The 17,630-nt window shown below is 69.3% G+C and carries 12 protein-coding genes and 1 pseudogene; 10 read left to right on the top strand and 3 right to left on the bottom strand.

The window, feature by feature from the left end; genetic code table 11:
• Positions 1–72 precede the first annotated feature (72 nt).
• From leuS to holA, 4 genes and pseudogenes are all read left to right on the top strand, one after another.
• Positions 73–2,613 (top strand): leucine--tRNA ligase, encoded by a 2,541-nt coding sequence (leuS, locus tag PQI23_RS09585; RefSeq protein WP_339973939.1) that lies wholly within the window; start codon positions 73–75, stop codon positions 2,611–2,613.
• Between the two features lie 221 nt (positions 2,614–2,834).
• Positions 2,835–3,806, top strand: a complete 972-nt coding sequence (locus PQI23_RS09580; protein WP_339973937.1) for a ComEA family DNA-binding protein — start codon at positions 2,835–2,837, stop codon at positions 3,804–3,806.
• Positions 3,803–5,305 (top strand): annotated as a pseudogene (locus PQI23_RS09575) (ComEC/Rec2 family competence protein); the annotation flags it as partial. The gene PQI23_RS09580 and the pseudogene PQI23_RS09575, both read left to right, overlap by 4 nt.
• 1,073 nt (positions 5,306–6,378) lie before the next feature.
• Positions 6,379–7,410, top strand: a complete 1,032-nt coding sequence (gene holA, locus PQI23_RS09570) for a DNA polymerase III subunit delta (protein ID WP_339973936.1) — start codon at positions 6,379–6,381, stop codon at positions 7,408–7,410.
• A gap of 58 nt (positions 7,411–7,468) precedes the next feature.
• On the opposite strand, the gene rpsT is transcribed toward holA, so the two are convergent.
• Positions 7,469–7,729, bottom strand: a complete 261-nt coding sequence (rpsT, locus tag PQI23_RS09565) for a 30S ribosomal protein S20 (protein WP_339973934.1) — start codon at positions 7,727–7,729, stop codon at positions 7,469–7,471.
• Positions 7,730–7,906: 177 nt separating this feature from the next.
• Positions 7,907–8,830, bottom strand: a complete 924-nt coding sequence (locus PQI23_RS09560) for an MOSC domain-containing protein (protein ID WP_339973932.1) — start codon at positions 8,828–8,830, stop codon at positions 7,907–7,909.
• Positions 8,831–8,925: 95 nt separating this feature from the next.
• On the opposite strand from PQI23_RS09560, the gene lepA reads away from it, so the two are divergent.
• From lepA to PQI23_RS09530, 6 genes are all read left to right on the top strand, one after another.
• Positions 8,926–10,779 carry a translation elongation factor 4 gene (gene lepA, locus PQI23_RS09555; RefSeq protein ID WP_339973930.1) on the top strand — a complete coding sequence of 618 codons (1,854 nt, stop codon included), beginning with the start codon at positions 8,926–8,928 and terminating at the stop codon, positions 10,777–10,779.
• Positions 10,776–11,732 carry a DUF1990 family protein gene (locus PQI23_RS09550; RefSeq protein WP_339973928.1) on the top strand — a complete coding sequence of 319 codons (957 nt, stop codon included), beginning with the start codon at positions 10,776–10,778 and terminating at the stop codon, positions 11,730–11,732. Before lepA ends, PQI23_RS09550 begins: the two co-directional genes overlap by 4 nt.
• Before the next feature lie 48 nt (positions 11,733–11,780).
• Positions 11,781–13,007, top strand: coding sequence for a radical SAM family heme chaperone HemW (gene hemW / locus PQI23_RS09545; RefSeq protein WP_339973927.1), 1,227 nt, complete (start codon positions 11,781–11,783; stop codon positions 13,005–13,007).
• Between the two features lie 137 nt (positions 13,008–13,144).
• Positions 13,145–14,182 (top strand): heat-inducible transcriptional repressor HrcA, encoded by a 1,038-nt coding sequence (hrcA, locus tag PQI23_RS09540; RefSeq protein WP_339973925.1) that lies wholly within the window; start codon positions 13,145–13,147, stop codon positions 14,180–14,182.
• A 54-nt stretch (positions 14,183–14,236) separates the two neighbouring features.
• Positions 14,237–15,340 carry a molecular chaperone DnaJ gene (gene dnaJ / locus PQI23_RS09535; protein ID WP_339973923.1) on the top strand — a complete coding sequence of 368 codons (1,104 nt, stop codon included), beginning with the start codon at positions 14,237–14,239 and terminating at the stop codon, positions 15,338–15,340.
• A 2-nt stretch (positions 15,341–15,342) separates the two neighbouring features.
• Complete coding sequence (locus PQI23_RS09530) at positions 15,343–16,119, top strand: 16S rRNA (uracil(1498)-N(3))-methyltransferase (RefSeq protein WP_339973921.1); 777 nt, start codon at positions 15,343–15,345, stop codon at positions 16,117–16,119.
• Here PQI23_RS09530 and PQI23_RS09525 read toward each other — a convergent pair.
• The gene (locus PQI23_RS09525; RefSeq protein WP_339973920.1) at positions 16,063–17,463 is read right to left on the bottom strand and encodes a cation:dicarboxylate symporter family transporter; all 1,401 of its coding nucleotides are present in this window, start codon (positions 17,461–17,463) and stop codon (positions 16,063–16,065) included. The genes PQI23_RS09530 and PQI23_RS09525 overlap by 57 nt on opposite strands.
• Positions 17,464–17,630 lie beyond the last annotated feature (167 nt).

Raw genomic sequence — 17,630 nt, 5'->3', positions numbered from 1 at the left:
GCCCGAAGCGGTATCCTGGTCGGAAGTGTGCGCTCGCGAACGCGGGCGATTCGAACCGAGAACGAGGTATGTGTGACCGAGCAGCAGGGGCGCGACGCCGAGGGCTACGACTTCCAGGCGATCCAGGACCGCTGGCTTCCCGTCTGGGATGAGCTGAAGCCGTTCGAGGTCGATACGGAAGGCGCCTCCGCCCAACCGGCCGACCGCCCCAAGAAGTACGTGCTCGACATGTTCCCCTACCCCTCGGGAGACCTGCACATGGGGCACGCCGAGGCGTTCTGCTTCGGCGACGTGCTCGCGCGCTACTGGCGCGGACGGGGCTACGACGTGCTGCACCCGATCGGCTGGGACTCCTTCGGGTTGCCCGCCGAGAACGCGGCGATCAAGCGCGGAGTCGATCCTCGCGAGTGGACCTACGCGAACATCGCGCAGCAGAAGGCGTCGTTCCGCATCTACGCGCCCTCCTTCGATTGGAGCCGCGTGCTCCACACGAGCGACCCCGAGTACTACAAGTGGAACCAGTGGCTCTTCCTCAAGATGTACGAGAAGGGCCTCGCATACCGCAAGGCGAGCTGGGTGAACTGGGATCCGGTGGATCAGACGGTGCTCGCGAACGAGCAGGTGCTCGCCGACGGCACCTCCGAGCGCTCGGGCGCCATGGTCGTCAAGAAGAAGCTCACGCAGTGGTACTTCCGCATCACCGATTACGCGGATCGCCTGCTCGACGACCTCGATGCGCTCGAGGGGCAGTGGCCCGCCAAGGTGCTCAACATGCAGCGCAACTGGATCGGGCGCTCGCGCGGCGCCGAGGTCGAATTCGAGATCGAGGGCCGCGAGGAGAAGGTGCCGGTCTTCACGACGCGCCCCGACACGCTGCACGGCGCGACCTTCATGGTCGTCGCGCCCGACTCCGATCTGGCGGCGGAGCTCGCAGCCGGCGCATCCGAGGAGGTGCGCACCGACTTCCAGGAGTACCTGGCCGCGACGCAGAAGCAGACCGAGATCGAGCGCCAGAGCGCCGATCGCGAGAAGACCGGCGTGTTCCTCGACCACTTCGCGGTGAACCCGGTCAACGGCGAGCGCATCCCGGTGTGGGCCTCGGACTACGTGCTGGCCGACTACGGGCACGGCGCGATCATGGCGGTGCCCGCGCACGATCAGCGCGACCTCGACTTCGCGCTGAAGTTCGAGCTGCCGGTGCGCGTCGTCGTCGATGTGCGCGACACCGAGGGTGCACGTCTGCCCGACCCCGCCGAGAGCGGCGTCGCGACGGCGGGCGAGGGTGTGCTCGTCAACTCCGGTGAGCTCGACGGGCTGCCGAAGACCGAGGCGATCGCCCGCGCGATCGAGGTGCTCGAGCAGCGGGGAACCGGTCGCGCCTCGACCACGTACCGACTGCGCGACTGGCTGATCTCGCGACAGCGCTACTGGGGCACGCCGATCCCGATCCTGCATGGCGAGGACGGGGAGATGCGCCCCGTCGAGATCGACGCCCTGCCCGTCGAACTGCCGGCCTCCGAGGGCCTCGACCTCAAGCCGAAGGGCGCCTCGCCGCTCGGCGCCGCGACCGAGTGGTCGACGGTGGTCGATCCCGAGGCCGGCACGACCTGGACCCGCGACCCCGACACGATGGACACCTTCGTCGACAGCTCGTGGTACTACCTTCGCTTCCTGTCGTCGAACGACCCGACGCAGGCGTTCGACCCGGCCGCCGTCAACGCGTGGGGCCCGATCGATCAGTACGCGGGCGGCGTCGAGCACGCGATTCTGCACCTGCTCTACTCGCGCTTCATCACAAAGGTGCTGCACGACCTCGGATACCTCGAGTTCGATGAGCCCTTCACCGCGCTGCTCAACCAGGGCATGGTGCTGCAGGACGGCGCGAAGATGTCGAAGTCGAAGGGCAACCTCGTCGAGTTCGCGAGCGAGCTCAAGGCGCATGGCGCCGATGCGCTGCGCGTGACCCTGGCGTTCGCAGGCCCGCCCGAGGACGACATCGACTGGGCCGACGTGTCGGTGCAGGGATCGGCGAAGTTCCTGGCGCGCGCGTGGCGGATCGCCGACGACGTGCAGGCCTCGGGCGCCGCCCGCGGCGTATCGTTCGCGGGGGGAGACGCCGGCCTGCGACGGGCGACCCACCGCCTGCTCGCGGATGCTCCCGGCCTCATCGAGGCGTACAAGTTCAACGTGGTCGTCGCGCGCCTCATGGAGCAGGTGAACGTCACCCGCAAGGCGATCGACTCGGGCGCCGGTGTCGCAGACCCGGCAGTGCGCGAGTCGGCAGAGGCGATCACCGTGATCCTCTCGCTGTTCGCACCGTACGCCGCTGAAGACATGTGGGCGAAGCTCGGCTACGAACCGAGTGTCGCGCTCGTCGAGTGGCCCGCCGCCGACGAGTCGCTGCTCGTCGAGGACGAGGTCACCATGGTCGTGCAGGTAGACGGCAAGGTGCGGGATCGCCTGACGCTGCCGGCGTCGGTGTCGGAGGCGGACGCCGAGGCGGCTGCCCGGGCCTCGGCCGCGGTGCAACGGTCGATCGGGGACCGGCAGATCGTCAACGTCATCGTGCGCGTGCCGAAGATCGTCAGCATCGCCACGAAGCCCGCCGCGTAACACCCTCCTGCATCGCACGCCGCCGCGCCTCCGCGCGCCGCGCCTCTGCGCGCCGTGCCCCCGCGCGCCTCTTATGCGAGCGGGTGGAACCGCACGGTGAGGTGAGAACGGTGAGGTGGGAGCGTCGCTCACACGGCGCTGCAGCGTGCCTCGGGATCCCACTTCTCCACTGCGTGCGGGAGATCGGAAGCACGTCCGCGCCAGCGCTCTAGCGTGGGCGCATGCGTCAGCACGAAGCTCCGGGCGGCACCGCCGAACACACCAAGACCCCTCCATCGGACGACGGAGCGTCTGCGGAGACGCGGCCGCTGTTCAGCAGTGAGGCCGTGCTCTCGGAGGGGCACTGGCAGGTTGAAGACGCGTCCGGTGCGAGCGAAATCCCGGCGCTGAGGTGGGAGCCGAGCAGACGAATCGGGGAGCGCCTGCGTCGCGGTGTCGCGGTGCCGGCAGTCGTCGGAGCTCTGGTGTTCGTCGCGGCCGTCGCGATTGCGATCGGCATCACGATGGCGCGCGGCCACGGTGTCGATATGGAAGCAGCCGCGAGCGCTGCCGCAGCGCAGACGACGAAGGGCAGTGCGACCGAGACGCCGGCGGGAGACGGCGCGGGCGGTGCCACCGAGCGCGACGATAACGCGCGAGCCGACAGTGAGGGTGCGCCGCCGTCGTCGTCGGTGATGGTCCATGTGGTCGGCGAGGTCGACGACGCCGGGGTCGTGGAGCTGCCGCCCGGGTCACGGGTCGCCGACGCCATCGAAGCCGCGGGCGGGGCGACGGATGCGGCGGTTCTGGACGTCGTGAACCTCGCCCGCTCCGTGACGGATGGAGAGCAGGTGATCGTGCCCGACGCTGCGCTTGCCGAAGCGTGGAGGGCTGATCCATCGCTCGCAGGCGGCGCAGCGAACACCGGCGGCGCAGCGAACGCCGGCGGCGCAGGCGGCGGAAGCAGCGCAGCCGGTTCGGGCGGGTTGGGCGGCAGCGGTGGAGGCGGGTCGTCGGCGGCGGGAGCGGTGGCGTTGAACTCGGCGACGGTCGACGACCTCGATACGCTGCCGCGCATCGGGCCGGCTCTCGCGCAGCGGATCGTCGACTGGCGCGACGCGAACGGCGGGTTCGCGTCGGTGGATCAGCTGCTCGAGGTGCCCGGCATCGGCGCGAAGACGCTCGACGGCCTCCGAGACCTCGTCACGCTATGACGGCGATCTCGAGATCACCTCCGGGAACCTGGCGACTGCTCGCCCCCGCGCTGGTGGCGTGGGCCCTGGTCGCGGGCGCGATCGTGAACCCCGGCTCCGGTCGCTGGCTCGGCCTTGCGACTCTCGTCATCGGGATCGTGGCGATCGCGGTCAGTGGCACGCGCCGGGGAGTGCACCTGCTGCAGTTCGCCGCGATCGGATGCGCGATGCTCGTCATGCTCGGCGCCAGGATCGATGCACTCGAACACGTTCGAGCGGATCCGGAGTTCGCGAACATCGCGGCGAGCGGGCGCACGGTACCCCTCGAGATCGAGGTGCGGGGCTTTCCCAAGAGCTCGACCGACCCCAGCGGCCGAACGTCGGCGTGGGTGCCCGCTGCAGCGAGCTCGGCGAGCGGAAGCATCCCGGTCGTGCTCTGGTTCGACGAGGAGGACGCACTCGATCGCAGCGGCGAGCGTGGCGAAGGCGCAGCGCAGCCGGCGTCATGGGGGCCAGGCACCTCGGTGCGTCTCGATGGAGCGCTGGTCGCCCTCGAGAATGGTTCATCAGCGCGATACGGGGTCAGGGTCTCGTCCCTCGGTGCCGGAGAAGGTCGTGCTGCGCAGGGGTGGCCGACTGCTCTCCCGGCCGCAGCGACAGCGCTTGCGGCGGATATGCGCGCGAATCTGCGCGATGCAGCCGCGGAGGTATCGGGTGCGGAACTCGTTCCGGGCTTCGCGGTGGGCGATACGTCGCTCGTGCCCGAGCAGCTCGAGCAGCGGATGCGGGAGAGCTCGCTCACACATCTCGTGGCCGTCTCCGGAGCGAACTGCGCCCTGGTCGTCGCTGCGATCACGACGATCGCGGCCTGGCTCCGCATGCCCCGTCGCACTAGGTTGGGGCTCGCGGGCATCGCTCTCGCGAGCTTCGTCGTCGTGGTGGGTCCCGACCCGAGCCTCCAGCGCGCAGCCGTCATGGCGGCGGTCGTGCTCCTGTCGTCGTTCGGCGGAAAGCGCTCGGTCGCACTTCCCGGCCTCGGCGTCGCGGTCTTCGCGCTCCTCATCAGCGACCCGTGGCAGGCGCTGCAACCCGGCTTCGCCCTCTCCGTCGCCGCTACGGCGGGCATCCTGCTCTGGGTTCCTGACGTCATGACCCTCCTGGGCCGCGTCGTCCCGAGCCCGACCTGGGTGAGGCTGCCGGTCGCGGTCGCCATCGCGGCGCAGTTCGCCTGCGGGCCGCTGCTGCTGCTCGTGCAGTCCGGGTTCCCGGCCGCCGGACTCATCGCCAATGTTCTCGCCGCTCCTGCCGCGCCGTGGGGCACGGGGCTCGGGCTGCTGGCGATGATCGCGGCTCAGATGCTGCCCGCCGCCGCCCCGATGCTGGTGCGGTTCGCGAGCCTGCCTGCGCGATGGATCGCCGCCACCGCCGAGGTGACGTCAGCACTCCCCGGCGCTCGCTGGGCTTGGCCCGGAGGCTGGGGAGGCGCAGTGCTGCTCGCAGCGGTCGAAGCCTCCGCGCTCGTCGCGTGGTGGCTGCTCGATCGGCGCTTCGGCGAGAGAGGAGGCGGGCGGCGGCGCCCGCGCCGGGTGAGGGGAACGGGCGAACCTCATCCGGGTGCGGCAGGGCGCGACGACGCATCCCCCGTGCTGAGCGGAAGAGTGCCCTGGGAGCGTCCGCGTCCGCGTCGCCACCGGGTCTCGACGTGGGTAGCGGCGCTGCTCTGCGGATCGCTCGGTGTCTTTCTGGGGCCGACACTCGTCGTGCCCGCGACGACGCGTCTCACGACGCCGAGCGACTGGAACGTCGTCGCGTGCGACATCGGCCAGGGCGACGCCCTCCTGCTGCGGGATGCGCGCGCCCCCGAAACCGTCATGCTGGTGGATACCGGCGACGACCCCGAGCGGCTCGTCTCGTGCCTGGACCGATTCGGAGTGCATCGCATCGCGATCCTCGTGCTCACTCACGATGATCGCGACCACGTGGGCGCCCTGAGCGTCGTCGTCGACCGGGTGGATCGCGCGCTCGTGGCGCCCGACAATCGTGAAGACGGCGATCGTCGCCCGGTGCTCGCTCAACTGGAGACCGCAGGTGTCCGAACGCAGATCGGCGCACGGGGAATGACCGGCGCCCTCGGCGGCCTGGCCTGGAACGTGCTCGCACCGGAACCGGGGGCGACGCCTCCCGACACCAACAGCGCGAGCCTGGTTCTGCGCGTGCAGGCCGGCGAGACGTCGGTGCTCATGCTCGCCGACACGGGCGAGGACGAGCAGCGCGCGCTCCGGCGCACGGGCGCGAACCTCGCCGTCGACGTGCTCAAGGTTGCGCACCACGGATCCTCCGATCACGACCCGAAACTCTTCGAGGAGGCTGCGGCCGACGTGGCCCTCATCTCGGTCGGGGCCGACAACTCGTACGGCCACCCGGCGCGGTCGGTGACCGAGACGCTCGCGGAACTGGGCACGACGGTGCTGCGCACTGACCGGATGGGATCGGTCGCGATCAGCGGGGTGCCGGGCGCGCTCGAGATGTGGGCTGAGCGAGGCGCGTCGAGCACCCCGTCGAACGCTCGCAGCGTGGACGGTAGTCTGGTCCAGTGGCACAGGCACGTAAGGCAGCTCCCCGAGGGGCGTCCGCGAAGATCCGGATTCCCCAGATCGACTGGAGCGAGGCGCGCCCGGCTGCCGTCGTGCTGGTCTCCGGCCCCGAGGGCTTCCTCGCGGACCGGGCGGGTCAGGCGATCCGCGCCGCGCTGGTCGACGCGCACGCCGATCTCGAAGTGCACGACGTCGACGCCGCCTCATACACCGCCGGCGAACTCTTCACGATCGCGAGCCCGTCACTGTTCGCCGAACCGCGGTTGATCCGCGTCGAGGGCGTCGAGAAGTGCTCCGACGCGTTCCTCGAGGACACGAAGCGCTACGTCGCCGAGCCTGCCGACGGCACGACACTGGTGCTGCGGCACGCGGGCGGTCAGCGCGGCAAGGCGCTGCTCGATCTCGTGCGCGGAGGCGCGGGAGAGGGAATTGAGATCGTCTGCGCGGAGGTGAAGAAGGACCAGGATCGCCTCGCGTTCGTGCAGGCCGAGTTCCGTCGCCTGGGCGCGCAGGCGACCCCCGGCGCCGCCCGCCAGCTCGCAGCGGCGTACTCGGGCGGCATCGGCGAGCTCGCGGGGGCGATCGGTCAACTCGTCTCCGATGCCGGTACTCGCATCTCCGAGGATCAGGTGACGCGCGCGACCGAGGGGCGGGTGGAGACGAACGCCTTCCGCGTCGCCGACGCCGCGACGGCCGGACGCGCCGCCGACGCGCTCGTGCTGCTGCGGCAGGCGTTCGCGACCGGCACGGATCCGATCCCGATGCTCGCGGCGCTCAACATGAAGGTGCGGGCGATGGCCCGCGTCTACGGCGCCGGGGGATCCGGAGGGCAGCTCGCGAAGGAGCTCGGCATGGCGCCGTGGCAGGTCGACCGCGCGCTGCGCGAGGTGCGGGGATGGCGCGAGGAGGATCTCGCGCACGCGATCGACCTCGCGGCGGAGACCGAGTGGAAGCTCAAGGGCGGCAGCCGGGACCCCGAGTACGCGCTCGAGAAGTACCTCTTGTTCGTCGCGAAGCGCGGGCGCGTATAACAGTCGGAAACGAAACAGGCCCCGCCGAAGCGGGGCCTGAATCGATCGCGAGCGCGAGTTAGAGCGCCGCCACCTGAGCGGCGAGCTTTGACTTGCGGTTTGCAGCCTGGTTCTTGTGGATGACGCCCTTCGAAGCGGCCTTGTCCAGCTTGCGGCCGGCGGTCTTCAGCTTCGCCTCTGCGACCGATTTGTCGCCGGCGACGATCGCCTCGCGTGCTGCGCGCACGACGGTGCGGAGCTCGCTCTTGTACGCCTTGTTGCGTTCGGTCGCCTTGCGGTTGGTCTTGATGCGCTTGATCTGCGACTTGATATTTGCCACGTTGAGATGTGTCCTTTAAATCCGGATTGACGGTGTGTTCCGCACGGTGAGAGAGGGCACCTTACGGGTGGTGTGGTGAAAACCACACGCAAGCCAAGAACCGAGTCTAGCAGAGTCGGCCCGCGGATCCCAGTGCGCTGAGCGCGCTGGCGCCCCGGCATGATGCGGGGGAACTGCTCACGTCGCCGAGCCGAGCAGTTCGACGGGGTCGCCGACTTCGATATCGCCCCACGGTGCACTTCCGTGCTCGGTTCCGGCGCGAACCGGAGCCGGAAGAGCGGCCGGGAGCAGGAGCGTGCCGAGCGTCGGCTCCTCCTGCCCGATGCGCTGGGTGAGCGTGATGAGCACCCGAGCATCGCGGTCGCCCGTGTCGGGGTTCGCGTGCGTTGCCAGGCAGCGCACGATCGGCTCGGCGACGCGGAACTCGAGCCCGCCGATGCGCACGCGGCCGTGCCAGCCGAGTTCCTCCCAGGCTGCGATGCCCTCGATGACGATGTTCGAGCGGAAGCGGCGGTCGTCGAGTGCCACGTCGGCGGCCGGGCCCGATCCGGAATCGACTTGGGGTTCTGCGGCTCCTGCGGATCCGGTGCCATCTGCGGGCCGGTCGATGACCGAGCTGAGCGCGAGTACGCTCGCGCGGCCGTGCAGCGACACGTACCCCTGTTCGCGATCCTGGAATCGCGCGTGCACGCCATCGCCGACGAGTTCGAGGGGGAGTCTGCCCGTGCGCTGGAGCCGCTTCGCCTCGCGCGTGCCGAGCAGGAATTCGGTGACGACGTCGACGAGGCGCTGTCGACCGGCGTCGTCGAGTCCGGCCGAGACCATGATCGTGTCGTCGCGGCGGACCGTGACCCGTTGCTCGGTCGAATCGTACGTCAGCCGGAGCGAGGCGAGCGCCGGGAAGTCCTGCAGTGCGAGGCCCTGCGCCTTCGGCCAGTAGTCCAAGCCGTCGCGCTGTTCGGGCAGCGCCGCCTGAGCGAAGCGGAACGCGAGGACGCGATCGCCGACGATGCGGCCGTCCCGCTGCACGGTGACCCGATCGCAGCGTTCAGGGGTGAATCCTTTGACCGGGTAGCGATACAGAGCGACGACGCGTGGCATCTTCTCATTCTCTCAGCAGCGCGGCAGCGACGCGGAGGAGAACCGTTCCGATGCGCTGCTCGAACCGGGGCTCGCGCGTGCGATAATTGCGGACAATGTCTCCACGCAGCCTGAACCCTCCTGTACCGGCGTCGACCGACCCCGCGAAGATCCGAAACTTCTGCATCATCGCGCACATCGACCACGGCAAGTCGACGCTCGCCGACCGCATGCTTCAGGTGACGGGCACCGTTCCCGATCGCGAGATGCGAGCGCAGTACCTCGATCGGATGGACATCGAGCGCGAGCGGGGCATCACCATCAAGTCGCAGGCGGTGCGCATGCACTGGGCGACCGATGCGGGCGACTTCGCGCTCAACATGATCGACACCCCGGGGCACGTGGATTTCAGCTACGAGGTCTCGCGCTCGCTCGCGGCGTGCGAGGGAGCGATCCTGCTCGTGGACGCGGCGCAGGGCATCGAGGCGCAGACGCTCGCGAATCTGTACCTCGCCATGGAGAACGATCTCGAGATCATTCCCGTACTCAACAAGATCGATCTTCCCGCGGCTGACCCGGAGCGCGTCTCCCGCGAGATCGCGGATCTCATCGGCGGCGCACCCGAAGACATCCTCAAGGTGTCGGGCAAGACCGGAGCGGGCGTCGAGGAGCTGCTGGATCGCGTGGTCGAGCGCATCCCCGCGCCCGTCGGCATCGCCGACGCTCCGCCGCGCGCCATGATCTTCGACTCGGTCTACGACCCCTACCGCGGCGTGGTGACCTACGTGCGCATGGTCGACGGGAAGCTCTCGCCGCGCGAGAAGATCCAGATGATGTCGACCGGTTCCGACCACGAGGCCCTCGAGGTCGGCGTCTCGGCGCCGGAGCCGAAGCCGACGCAGGGCCTCGCCGTGGGCGAGGTGGGCTACCTCATCACCGGCGTGAAAGACGTGCGTCTCTCCAAGGTCGGCGACACGGTCACGTCGAAGCGCACCCCCGCGACCGAGGCGCTGCCCGGGTACACCGACCCGAAGCCGATGGTCTTCTCGGGCCTGTACCCGCTCGACGGGAGCGACTACCCGGTGCTGCGCGAGGCGCTCGACAAGCTGAAGCTCGAAGACGCTGCGCTCCAGTACGAGCCCGAGACGTCGGTCGCACTGGGCTTCGGGTTCCGGTGCGGGTTCCTCGGCCTGCTGCACCTCGAGATCATCTCCGAGCGCCTGCGCCGCGAGTTCGACCTCGACCTCATCGCCACCGCCCCGAGCGTGATCTACCAGGTGACCACGGACGACGGGCGCGAGATCACCGTCACCAACCCGTCGGAGTACCCCGACGGGAAGATCTCGACGGTTCGCGAGCCGGTCGTCAAGACGGCAATTCTGGCGCCGAAGGACTACGTCGGGGCCATCATGGAGCTCTGCCAGAGCCGCCGCGGCCGGCTCCTCGGCATGGAGTACCTCGGCGAGCGAGTGGAACTGCGCTACAGCATCCCCCTCGGCGAGATCGTCTTCGACTTCTTCGACCATCTGAAGAGCCGCACCCAGGGATACGCGAGCCTCGATTACGAGCCGATGGGCGACCAGGAGGCGGACCTCGTCAAGGTCGACATCCTGCTGCAGGGCGAGACGGTCGACGCATTCAGCGCGATCGTGCATCGCGACAACGCCTACTCGTACGGCACGATGATGGCGGAGCGCCTGCGCAAGCTCATTCCGCGCCAGCAGTTCGAGGTGCCGATCCAGGCGGCCATCGGCGCGCGGGTGATCGCCCGTGAGAACATTCGGGCGATCCGCAAGGACGTGCTCGCGAAGTGCTACGGCGGCGACATCAGCCGAAAGCGCAAGCTGCTCGAGAAGCAGAAGGAGGGCAAGAAGCGCATGAAGATGGTCGGGCGCGTCGAAGTGCCCCAGGAGGCCTTCATCGCTGCGCTCTCGGGTGACGTGGAGGGCAAAGAGGGGGGCAAGCGGTGAGCCAGGATCAGCCTCCCCGTCGCAGCAGCCACGTCGAGATGCCGGTCGCGTACGCCGCGGTCGGCGCCTCAAAGGATCCCGACATCGTGAAGTACCCGCCGGAGGGGATGACCCCGTACGAGGAGGAGTTGCGCCTCGGCAGCGGGCAGGAGCGATTCCTGATCGCCTCGAGCCTGCTGATGACCTGGGGCGCGCAGCGCGGTTCCGGCGTGCGCGTCACCGGCATCGTGCGCGGCACCGGCTCGGAGTACGTCGGTCCGAGCTTCACCAGTGATGGAATGCCGGAGGCCGCGGGCGAGGTCGAGGAGCAGTTCGGGCCCGACGGCGAGCCGTACATCGTCGCGGGTACCACGGCGGTGCTCCACGCCGAGGGGCAGGATCCCCGCAGCGTGCTCGTGGTGTACACCGTCGACGAGGAGCGTCGCGTCGGTTTCGCGTGGGGCACGGGCGATGAAGCGGGCGCTATCGGGGAGCAGCTCTTCGTCATCGAGTTCCGCCCCGACGACACGGTCTGGGCTGTTGCGCGCGGTTTCGTCGCGGCGCCGAAGAACGGGCTGCTCGGGCTGCGCGGTCGCGCGGACGTGCGGGCCGCGCTCGATGCGGTGAAGCGCGGGATCGCCGCTCTCGCACCCGGTGCGCAGCCCGCTCCCGATCTCGGGCCCGCGAATACGGACGAGGCGCTTCCCGTTGAGCAGGCGCCGGTCGCCGAGCAGGAGCCGGTCGCCGAGCAGGCGCCGGTTTCGGAGCCGGATCCCGATCCAGCGCAGGAGCCTCAGCCCGAGCCCGAGGTCGTTTCCGCGCCCGAGCCCGAGGTCGTTTCCGCGCCCGAGCCCGAGGTCGTTCCCGCGCCCGAAGCGGTTCCCGAGCCGGAACCGGGTGCCGCGCAGGACACTCAGCCCGAGCCGGAGGCCGCCGCATCGACGCACCAGCGCAGGCCGAGCAAGCGCTCGTGACGTTGCAGCGGCTGGGATTCGGCCGAACTCGAGTGGAACGGAAGCATCGTGCCGAGCGCGCTGCCTGAGGGCGACCCGGCACCCGAGGACGGCGCCCTCCCGCCCGAGGCGGCGATCGATGCGGACGAGCGCAAGTTCGGCGTGTACGTGCACGTTCCGTACTGCCGGGTGCGATGCGGCTACTGCGATTTCAACACCTACACGGCCAGCGAGTTGGGCGGCACCACGCGCGCCGATTACGCGGACCAGGTCGCGCAGGAGCTGGCCCTCGGCGGTCGTGTGCTCCGAAGCGCCGGGCTTCCCGAACGCGAGGTCTCGACGGTCTTCTTCGGAGGGGGCACCCCGACACTGCTGCCCGCCTCGGATCTCGCCGCAATGCTCGGCCGCATTCGAGCGGAGTGGGGCCTCGCAGACGGCGCCGAAGTGACCACCGAGGCGAACCCCGACTCCGTCGACGCCGCGTACCTGCAGGCACTCGCGGAGGCGGGCTTCACGCGTGTGAGTTTCGGCATGCAGTCCGCGGTGCCGCACGTGCTGGCGACGCTCGATCGCACGCACACCCCCGAGCGCGTGCCGCTCGTCACTCGATGGGCGCGCGACGCGGGTCTGCAGGTCAGTGTCGATCTCATCTACGGAACGCCCGGGGAGAGCCTCGACGACTGGGGGCGCTCGATCGACGCAGCGCTCGCGTGCGAGCCCGATCACCTCTCGGCGTACGCGCTGATCGTCGAGCGGGGCACGAAGCTCGCCGCGCAGATCCGTCGCGGAGAGGTCAGCGCACCCGATGAGGACCTGCACGCGGAGATGTACGAACTCGCGGACGCGCGCTTCGCAGAGGCGGGCTTCTCCTGGTACGAGATCAGCAACTGGTCGCGCACGCCCGAAACCCGCTCGCGGCACAACCTGGCGTACTGGACGGGCGAGGACTGGTGGGCTGCGGGGCCGGGAGCTCACAGCCACGTGGGCGGGGTGCGGTGGTGGAACGTGAAGCATCCGGGCGCCTACGCGCAGCGCATGGCGCAGGGTGCGTCTCCCGCGCACTCGCGCGAGACGCTGACCGACGAGTCGCGTCGCGAAGAGCGCATTCTGCTGGAGACGAGGATCGCCGACGGGTTGCCCGCGGATGTGCTGACCGCGGATGAGCGCCGCGCGATCCCGCAGCTGATCGCCGACGGCCTGCTCGATGGGCGCGCTGCGATCGCCGGTCGCGTCGTGCCGACGCTGCGGGGCCGACTGCTCGCCGATACCGTGGTGCATCGCCTGCTCGGTGCGTGAGAGAGCGTGCGACCGCGGTGAGGTGCGGAGAGCCGCCCGACCCCGCCTGTTCGCTGCGAGCGGGACCGGCCGCGGAGCGCTCGACCTGCGCTAGACTTGGCACTCGGAGCAAGTGAGTGCCAGGGTCAGGAGGGACGATGGTTTCCGAGCGCAGCCTCGCGGTGCTGCACGCGATCGTCGGCGACTACGTCTCGTCGAACGAACCCGTGGGTTCGAAGGCGATCGTCGAGCGGCACAGCTTCGGCGTCTCGGCGGCGACGATCCGCAACGACATGGCCCTGCTCGAGGAAGACGAGCTCATCGCCCAGCCGCACACCTCATCGGGTCGGGTGCCGACCGACAAGGGGTACCGCCTCTACGTCGACACGCTCGCGCGCATCCGACCGCTGAGCTCGGCGCAGCGATCCGCCATCGAGCGCTTCCTGGGCGAGTCCTCCGACCTCGATGACGTCATGGCGCGCACGGTGCGCATGCTCTCCCAGCTCACCAATCAGGTCGCCGTGGCGCAGTACCCGTCATTGCGGCGCACCGTCGTGCGTCACATCGATCTTGTGGCCATCGGCGAGGATCGGGTGCTCAGCGTGCTGATTCTCGGAAGCGGCGTGGTCGAGCAGCAGGTGGCTCTGCTGCCGGCCTCTCGCGTCACCGAGGCATGGGTGCACGGCCTGCGTCAGCGCATCGCCGACGCGGCCATCGGCAGTGACGTCGAAACGGCCGCGAGCGCGGTGGCCCGGCTGGAGGAGGACCTCCCGATGTGGTCGCAGCCCGACGAGACCGACCTCGTGAGGCGCGTACTCGCGGTGGTGCTGAGCCAGCTCCAGGCCAATCGCAACGACCGGATCGCGGTCGCCGGCGCGGCGAATCTCTCGCGCCCCGGCGGGGAGTTCGCGGGCTCGCTGCCCGTCGTGCTCGAAGCCATCGAGGAGCAGGTCACCCTGCTCCGTCTGTTCGGCGAGCTGGTGCACGACGATCGGGAGGTCTCCGCCTCGATCGGCCGGGAGAACGAGGCGTACGGGCTCTCGGAGACGTCGATCATCGCGTCGAAGTACGAGGACGGCGTCGCGATCTCCAAACTCGGCGTCCTGGGGCCGCTGCGTATGGACTACGCCGGCAACATCGCCACCGTGCGCGCGATCGCGCGCTACCTGAACCGGTTCCTGGGGGAGGAGCGGTAGCGACCGCCCCTCCCGACCAGCCAACTTCACCCCGACCTTGAGGAGCAATACAGCGTGGCCGATCATTACGAGACTCTCGGTGTTACCCGCGAAGCGAGCGCCGAAGAGATCAAGAAGGCCTACCGGCGTCTCGCCCGCCAGCTGCATCCGGACGTGAATCCCAGCGAGGAGGCGGCCGAGCAGTTCAAGAACGTCACGCATGCGTACGACGTGCTCAGCGATCCGGAGCAGCGCCAGCGCTACGACATGGGCGGTTCGCAGGGCGGGGCCGCCGGTTTCGGCGACATCTTCGAGACGTTCTTCGGCGGAGGCGGGTTCGGCGGGGCGGGCCAGCGCGGTCCGCGATCGCGCTCCGAGCGCGGCGACGACGCGATGATCCGCGTCGATGTGTCGCTGGAGGACGTGATCTTCGGCACGCAGCGCGACATCTCGGTGAACACGGCCGTGCTCTGCGAGGTCTGCCAGGGCAGCTGCACGCAGCCGGGAACCCACCCCGTCACGTGCGACGTCTGCGGCGGTCAGGGGCAGGTGCAGCGCCAGGTGCGGTCGCTCTTCGGCAACGTCGTCACGATGCACCCGTGCGGCAGCTGCCAGGGATACGGCACCATCATCGAGCACCCGTGCGTGGAGTGCGCCGGCAAGGGTCGCGTGCGCGAGCGCCGTACCTTCCCGATCGAGGTGCCCTCGGGCATCGACACCGGAACGCGACTGCAGATGCGCGGGGGCGGAGAGGTCGGCCCGGGCGGCGGGCCGAACGGCGACCTGTTCATCGAATTCCGCGTCATGCACCACGACATCTTCAGCCGCGACGGCAACGACCTGCTCTGCACCATGCAGCTCTCGATGACCGATGCGATCCTCGGCGCGCAGGCGAAGCTCGCCGGGCTCGACGGCGAGGTCGAGGTCGCGGTCGAGGCGGGCGTGCAGTCCGGCGACATGCTGACGATCCGTGGCCGCGGCATTCAGGGACTGCGGAGCACGACCCGCGGCGACCTGAAGATCGCCGTGCAGGTATCGACGCCGACGAAGCTCTCCAACCGCGAAAAGGATCTCGTGCGGCAGCTCGCGTCTCTGCGAAAGGATGACGCCCCGCATCTCGGCGAGTTCCATCAGGGCTTCTTCGGCAAGATTCGCGACCGCTTCTTCCGCCAGGGCTGAACGTGGCGAACCTCTACTACCGGGAGGATCTCGACGAGAGCGACCTCGTTCCGGGGTCGCTCATCGAAATCGGTGGTGACGAGGGGCGCCATGCGGTGCGCGTCAGCCGCATGCGGGCGGGCGAGCGCACGCTGATCGGGAACGGAGCAGGCGCGCTCGGCGAGGGCGAGGTCGAGGCGGTCGCGAAGGATCGCTTCGCCGTGCGCATCGACCGCGTCCCTCCGCGAGCCGCGCCCTCGGGGCCCCGCCTGGTGCTCGTGCAGGCGCTCGCGAAGGGGGACCGCGACGAGCGCGCCGTCGAGCAGGCCACCGAGTTCGGCGTCGATGCGATCGTGCCCTGGCAGGCCGAGCGCTCCGTCTCCCGCTGGGACGGTCCCGGGGCGCACGAGAAGGCTGCGAAGGGGCTCGCCAAGTGGCGGCGCATCGCTCGGGAGGCGTCGAAGCAATCGATGCGGGCGAGCATTCCCGAGGTGCGTGAACCCGTGGCGCTCAGCGAGCTGCGGGAGACCGCGTCGCGCAGTGATCGCGCGGTCATCCTGCTGCACCCGCGGAGCACGACGCGAGTGTCGACGTGGGCTCGATCGGCTGCGGCGGCAGATCCTCGGCCGGCTGAGCTGCTGCTCGTCGTCGGCCCCGAGGGCGGGTTCACCGACGCGGAGATCGACTCGCTGGAGGCTGCCGGAGCATCGGTGCTGCTGCTCGGCGACACCGTGCTCCGTACGTCATCCGCGGGCCCCGCGGCGATCGCCGTGCTCAACGCCGCCTTCGCCCGCTGGTGAGCTCGCCCTCGTGGTGCCTCCGTGTCCGTCGCCGCTGAGTGCCGATTCATCGAAGGGTTCGTCGCCGCCGAGTACTCGACGCACGCGATCGGCATCGATCTGCTTCGTCCATGAACCGAGCAGGAGCGTTGCGACGGCGTTGCCGGTGAAGTTCGTGAGCGCCCGGCCCTCCGACATGAAGCGATCGATGCCGACGATCACGCCCACTCCGTCGACCAGCTCGGGGCGGTAGGCCTGCAATCCGCCCGCGAGCGTCGCCAGCCCGGCGCCGGTCACGCCGGCGGCGCCCTTCGATGCGATGATCATGAAGACGAGCAGCCCGATCTGCTCGCCGATGCTCATCGGGTCGCCCATGCCTGCGGCGATGAAGAGCGATGCCATGGTGAGGTAGATCGCAGTGCCGTCGAGGTTGAACGAGTACCCCGTGGGCACGGTGATGCCGACCACGGGCTTGGAAACGCCGATGTGCTCCATCTTGGCGATCAGCCGCGGCAGAGCCGATTCGGAGGACGAGGTGCCGACGATCAGCAGGTACTCGCGCCCGAGGTACTTCATCAGCGCGAAGATGTTCACACGGGTGACCGCGTAGAGCAGCGTCCCCAGAACTCCGACGATGAAGACGATGCACGTGATGTAGAACCCGATCATGAGCACCCCGAGACTCCAGATGGCGGAGACCCCCGTCTTGCCGACGACCGCAGCGATCGCTCCGAATGCTCCGATCGGGGCGAGCCAGAGGATCATGCTGAGCACCCGGAAGACGAGCGTCTGCAGGTGCCTGACCGCATCCATGACGGGAGCTGCGCGATCGCCGAGACCCTGCAGCGCGAATCCGGTGAGCAGCGCGATGAAGAGCACTTGGAGCACGCTCTCGCCGGTGAACGCGGAGAAGAACGTCGTCGGGATGATCCCGAGCACGAACTCCTGCGTGCTGCTGCTCGCACCCTCGACCGCGTACTCCGCTCCCTGCATGTCGAGCCCGGTTCCGGGGTGGAGCAGATTGCCCACCACCAGGCCGATCGCGAGGGCGAACGTCGACATGATCATGAAGTACGCCAGGGCGAGTCCACCGATCTTGCCGACGGTCGCGGCCTTCGCGATCGAGCCGACCCCGATCACGATGGTGCAGAAGATGATGGGGGCGATCATCATCTTGATGAGCGCCACGAACGCCTTGCCGAGCGGCTCGAGCCCGACGGCGAAGTCCGGCAGTACGAGCCCCATGATCGCGCCGAGCACGACCGCGGCGATGACCGCGACGTAGAGCCACGTGTGCTTGTCCCAGGCTCTCCGGCGCGGTTCTCGCACTGACGATCCGGATCCAACGGGTGTTGTCGCGACCATGATGCTCCTCCTGAGAACGTCGTCGTCCATGTGAATCGATCCGCGGGCGTCTCGAAGCGGAACCGCGGTGCGCTGATCACGCTAGGGCGCACGCGCGCTCCAGGCGCTTTTCGGACTTATCGGACTCGGAGCTCGAACTGAAGGGCCAGCGCAATGGCGTTCGGCAT

It is taken from the genome of Leucobacter sp. USCH14 (assembly GCF_037619215.1).
In the GTDB taxonomy this organism is placed as follows: domain Bacteria; phylum Actinomycetota; class Actinomycetes; order Actinomycetales; family Microbacteriaceae; genus Leucobacter.
This window is presented reverse-complemented; position numbering and strand designations above follow the sequence as displayed.

Coding starts and splice junctions, on each gene's coding strand:
- PQI23_RS09580 (WP_339973937.1), top strand. CDS start 2,835: ATGCGTCAGCACGAAGCTCCGGGCGGCACCGCCGAACACACCAAGACC.
- PQI23_RS09560 (WP_339973932.1), bottom strand. CDS start 8,830: ATGCCACGCGTCGTCGCTCTGTATCGCTACCCGGTCAAAGGATTCACC.
- lepA (WP_339973930.1), top strand. CDS start 8,926: ATGTCTCCACGCAGCCTGAACCCTCCTGTACCGGCGTCGACCGACCCC.
- hrcA (WP_339973925.1), top strand. CDS start 13,145: ATGGTTTCCGAGCGCAGCCTCGCGGTGCTGCACGCGATCGTCGGCGAC.
- PQI23_RS09525 (WP_339973920.1), bottom strand. CDS start 17,463: ATGGTCGCGACAACACCCGTTGGATCCGGATCGTCAGTGCGAGAACCG.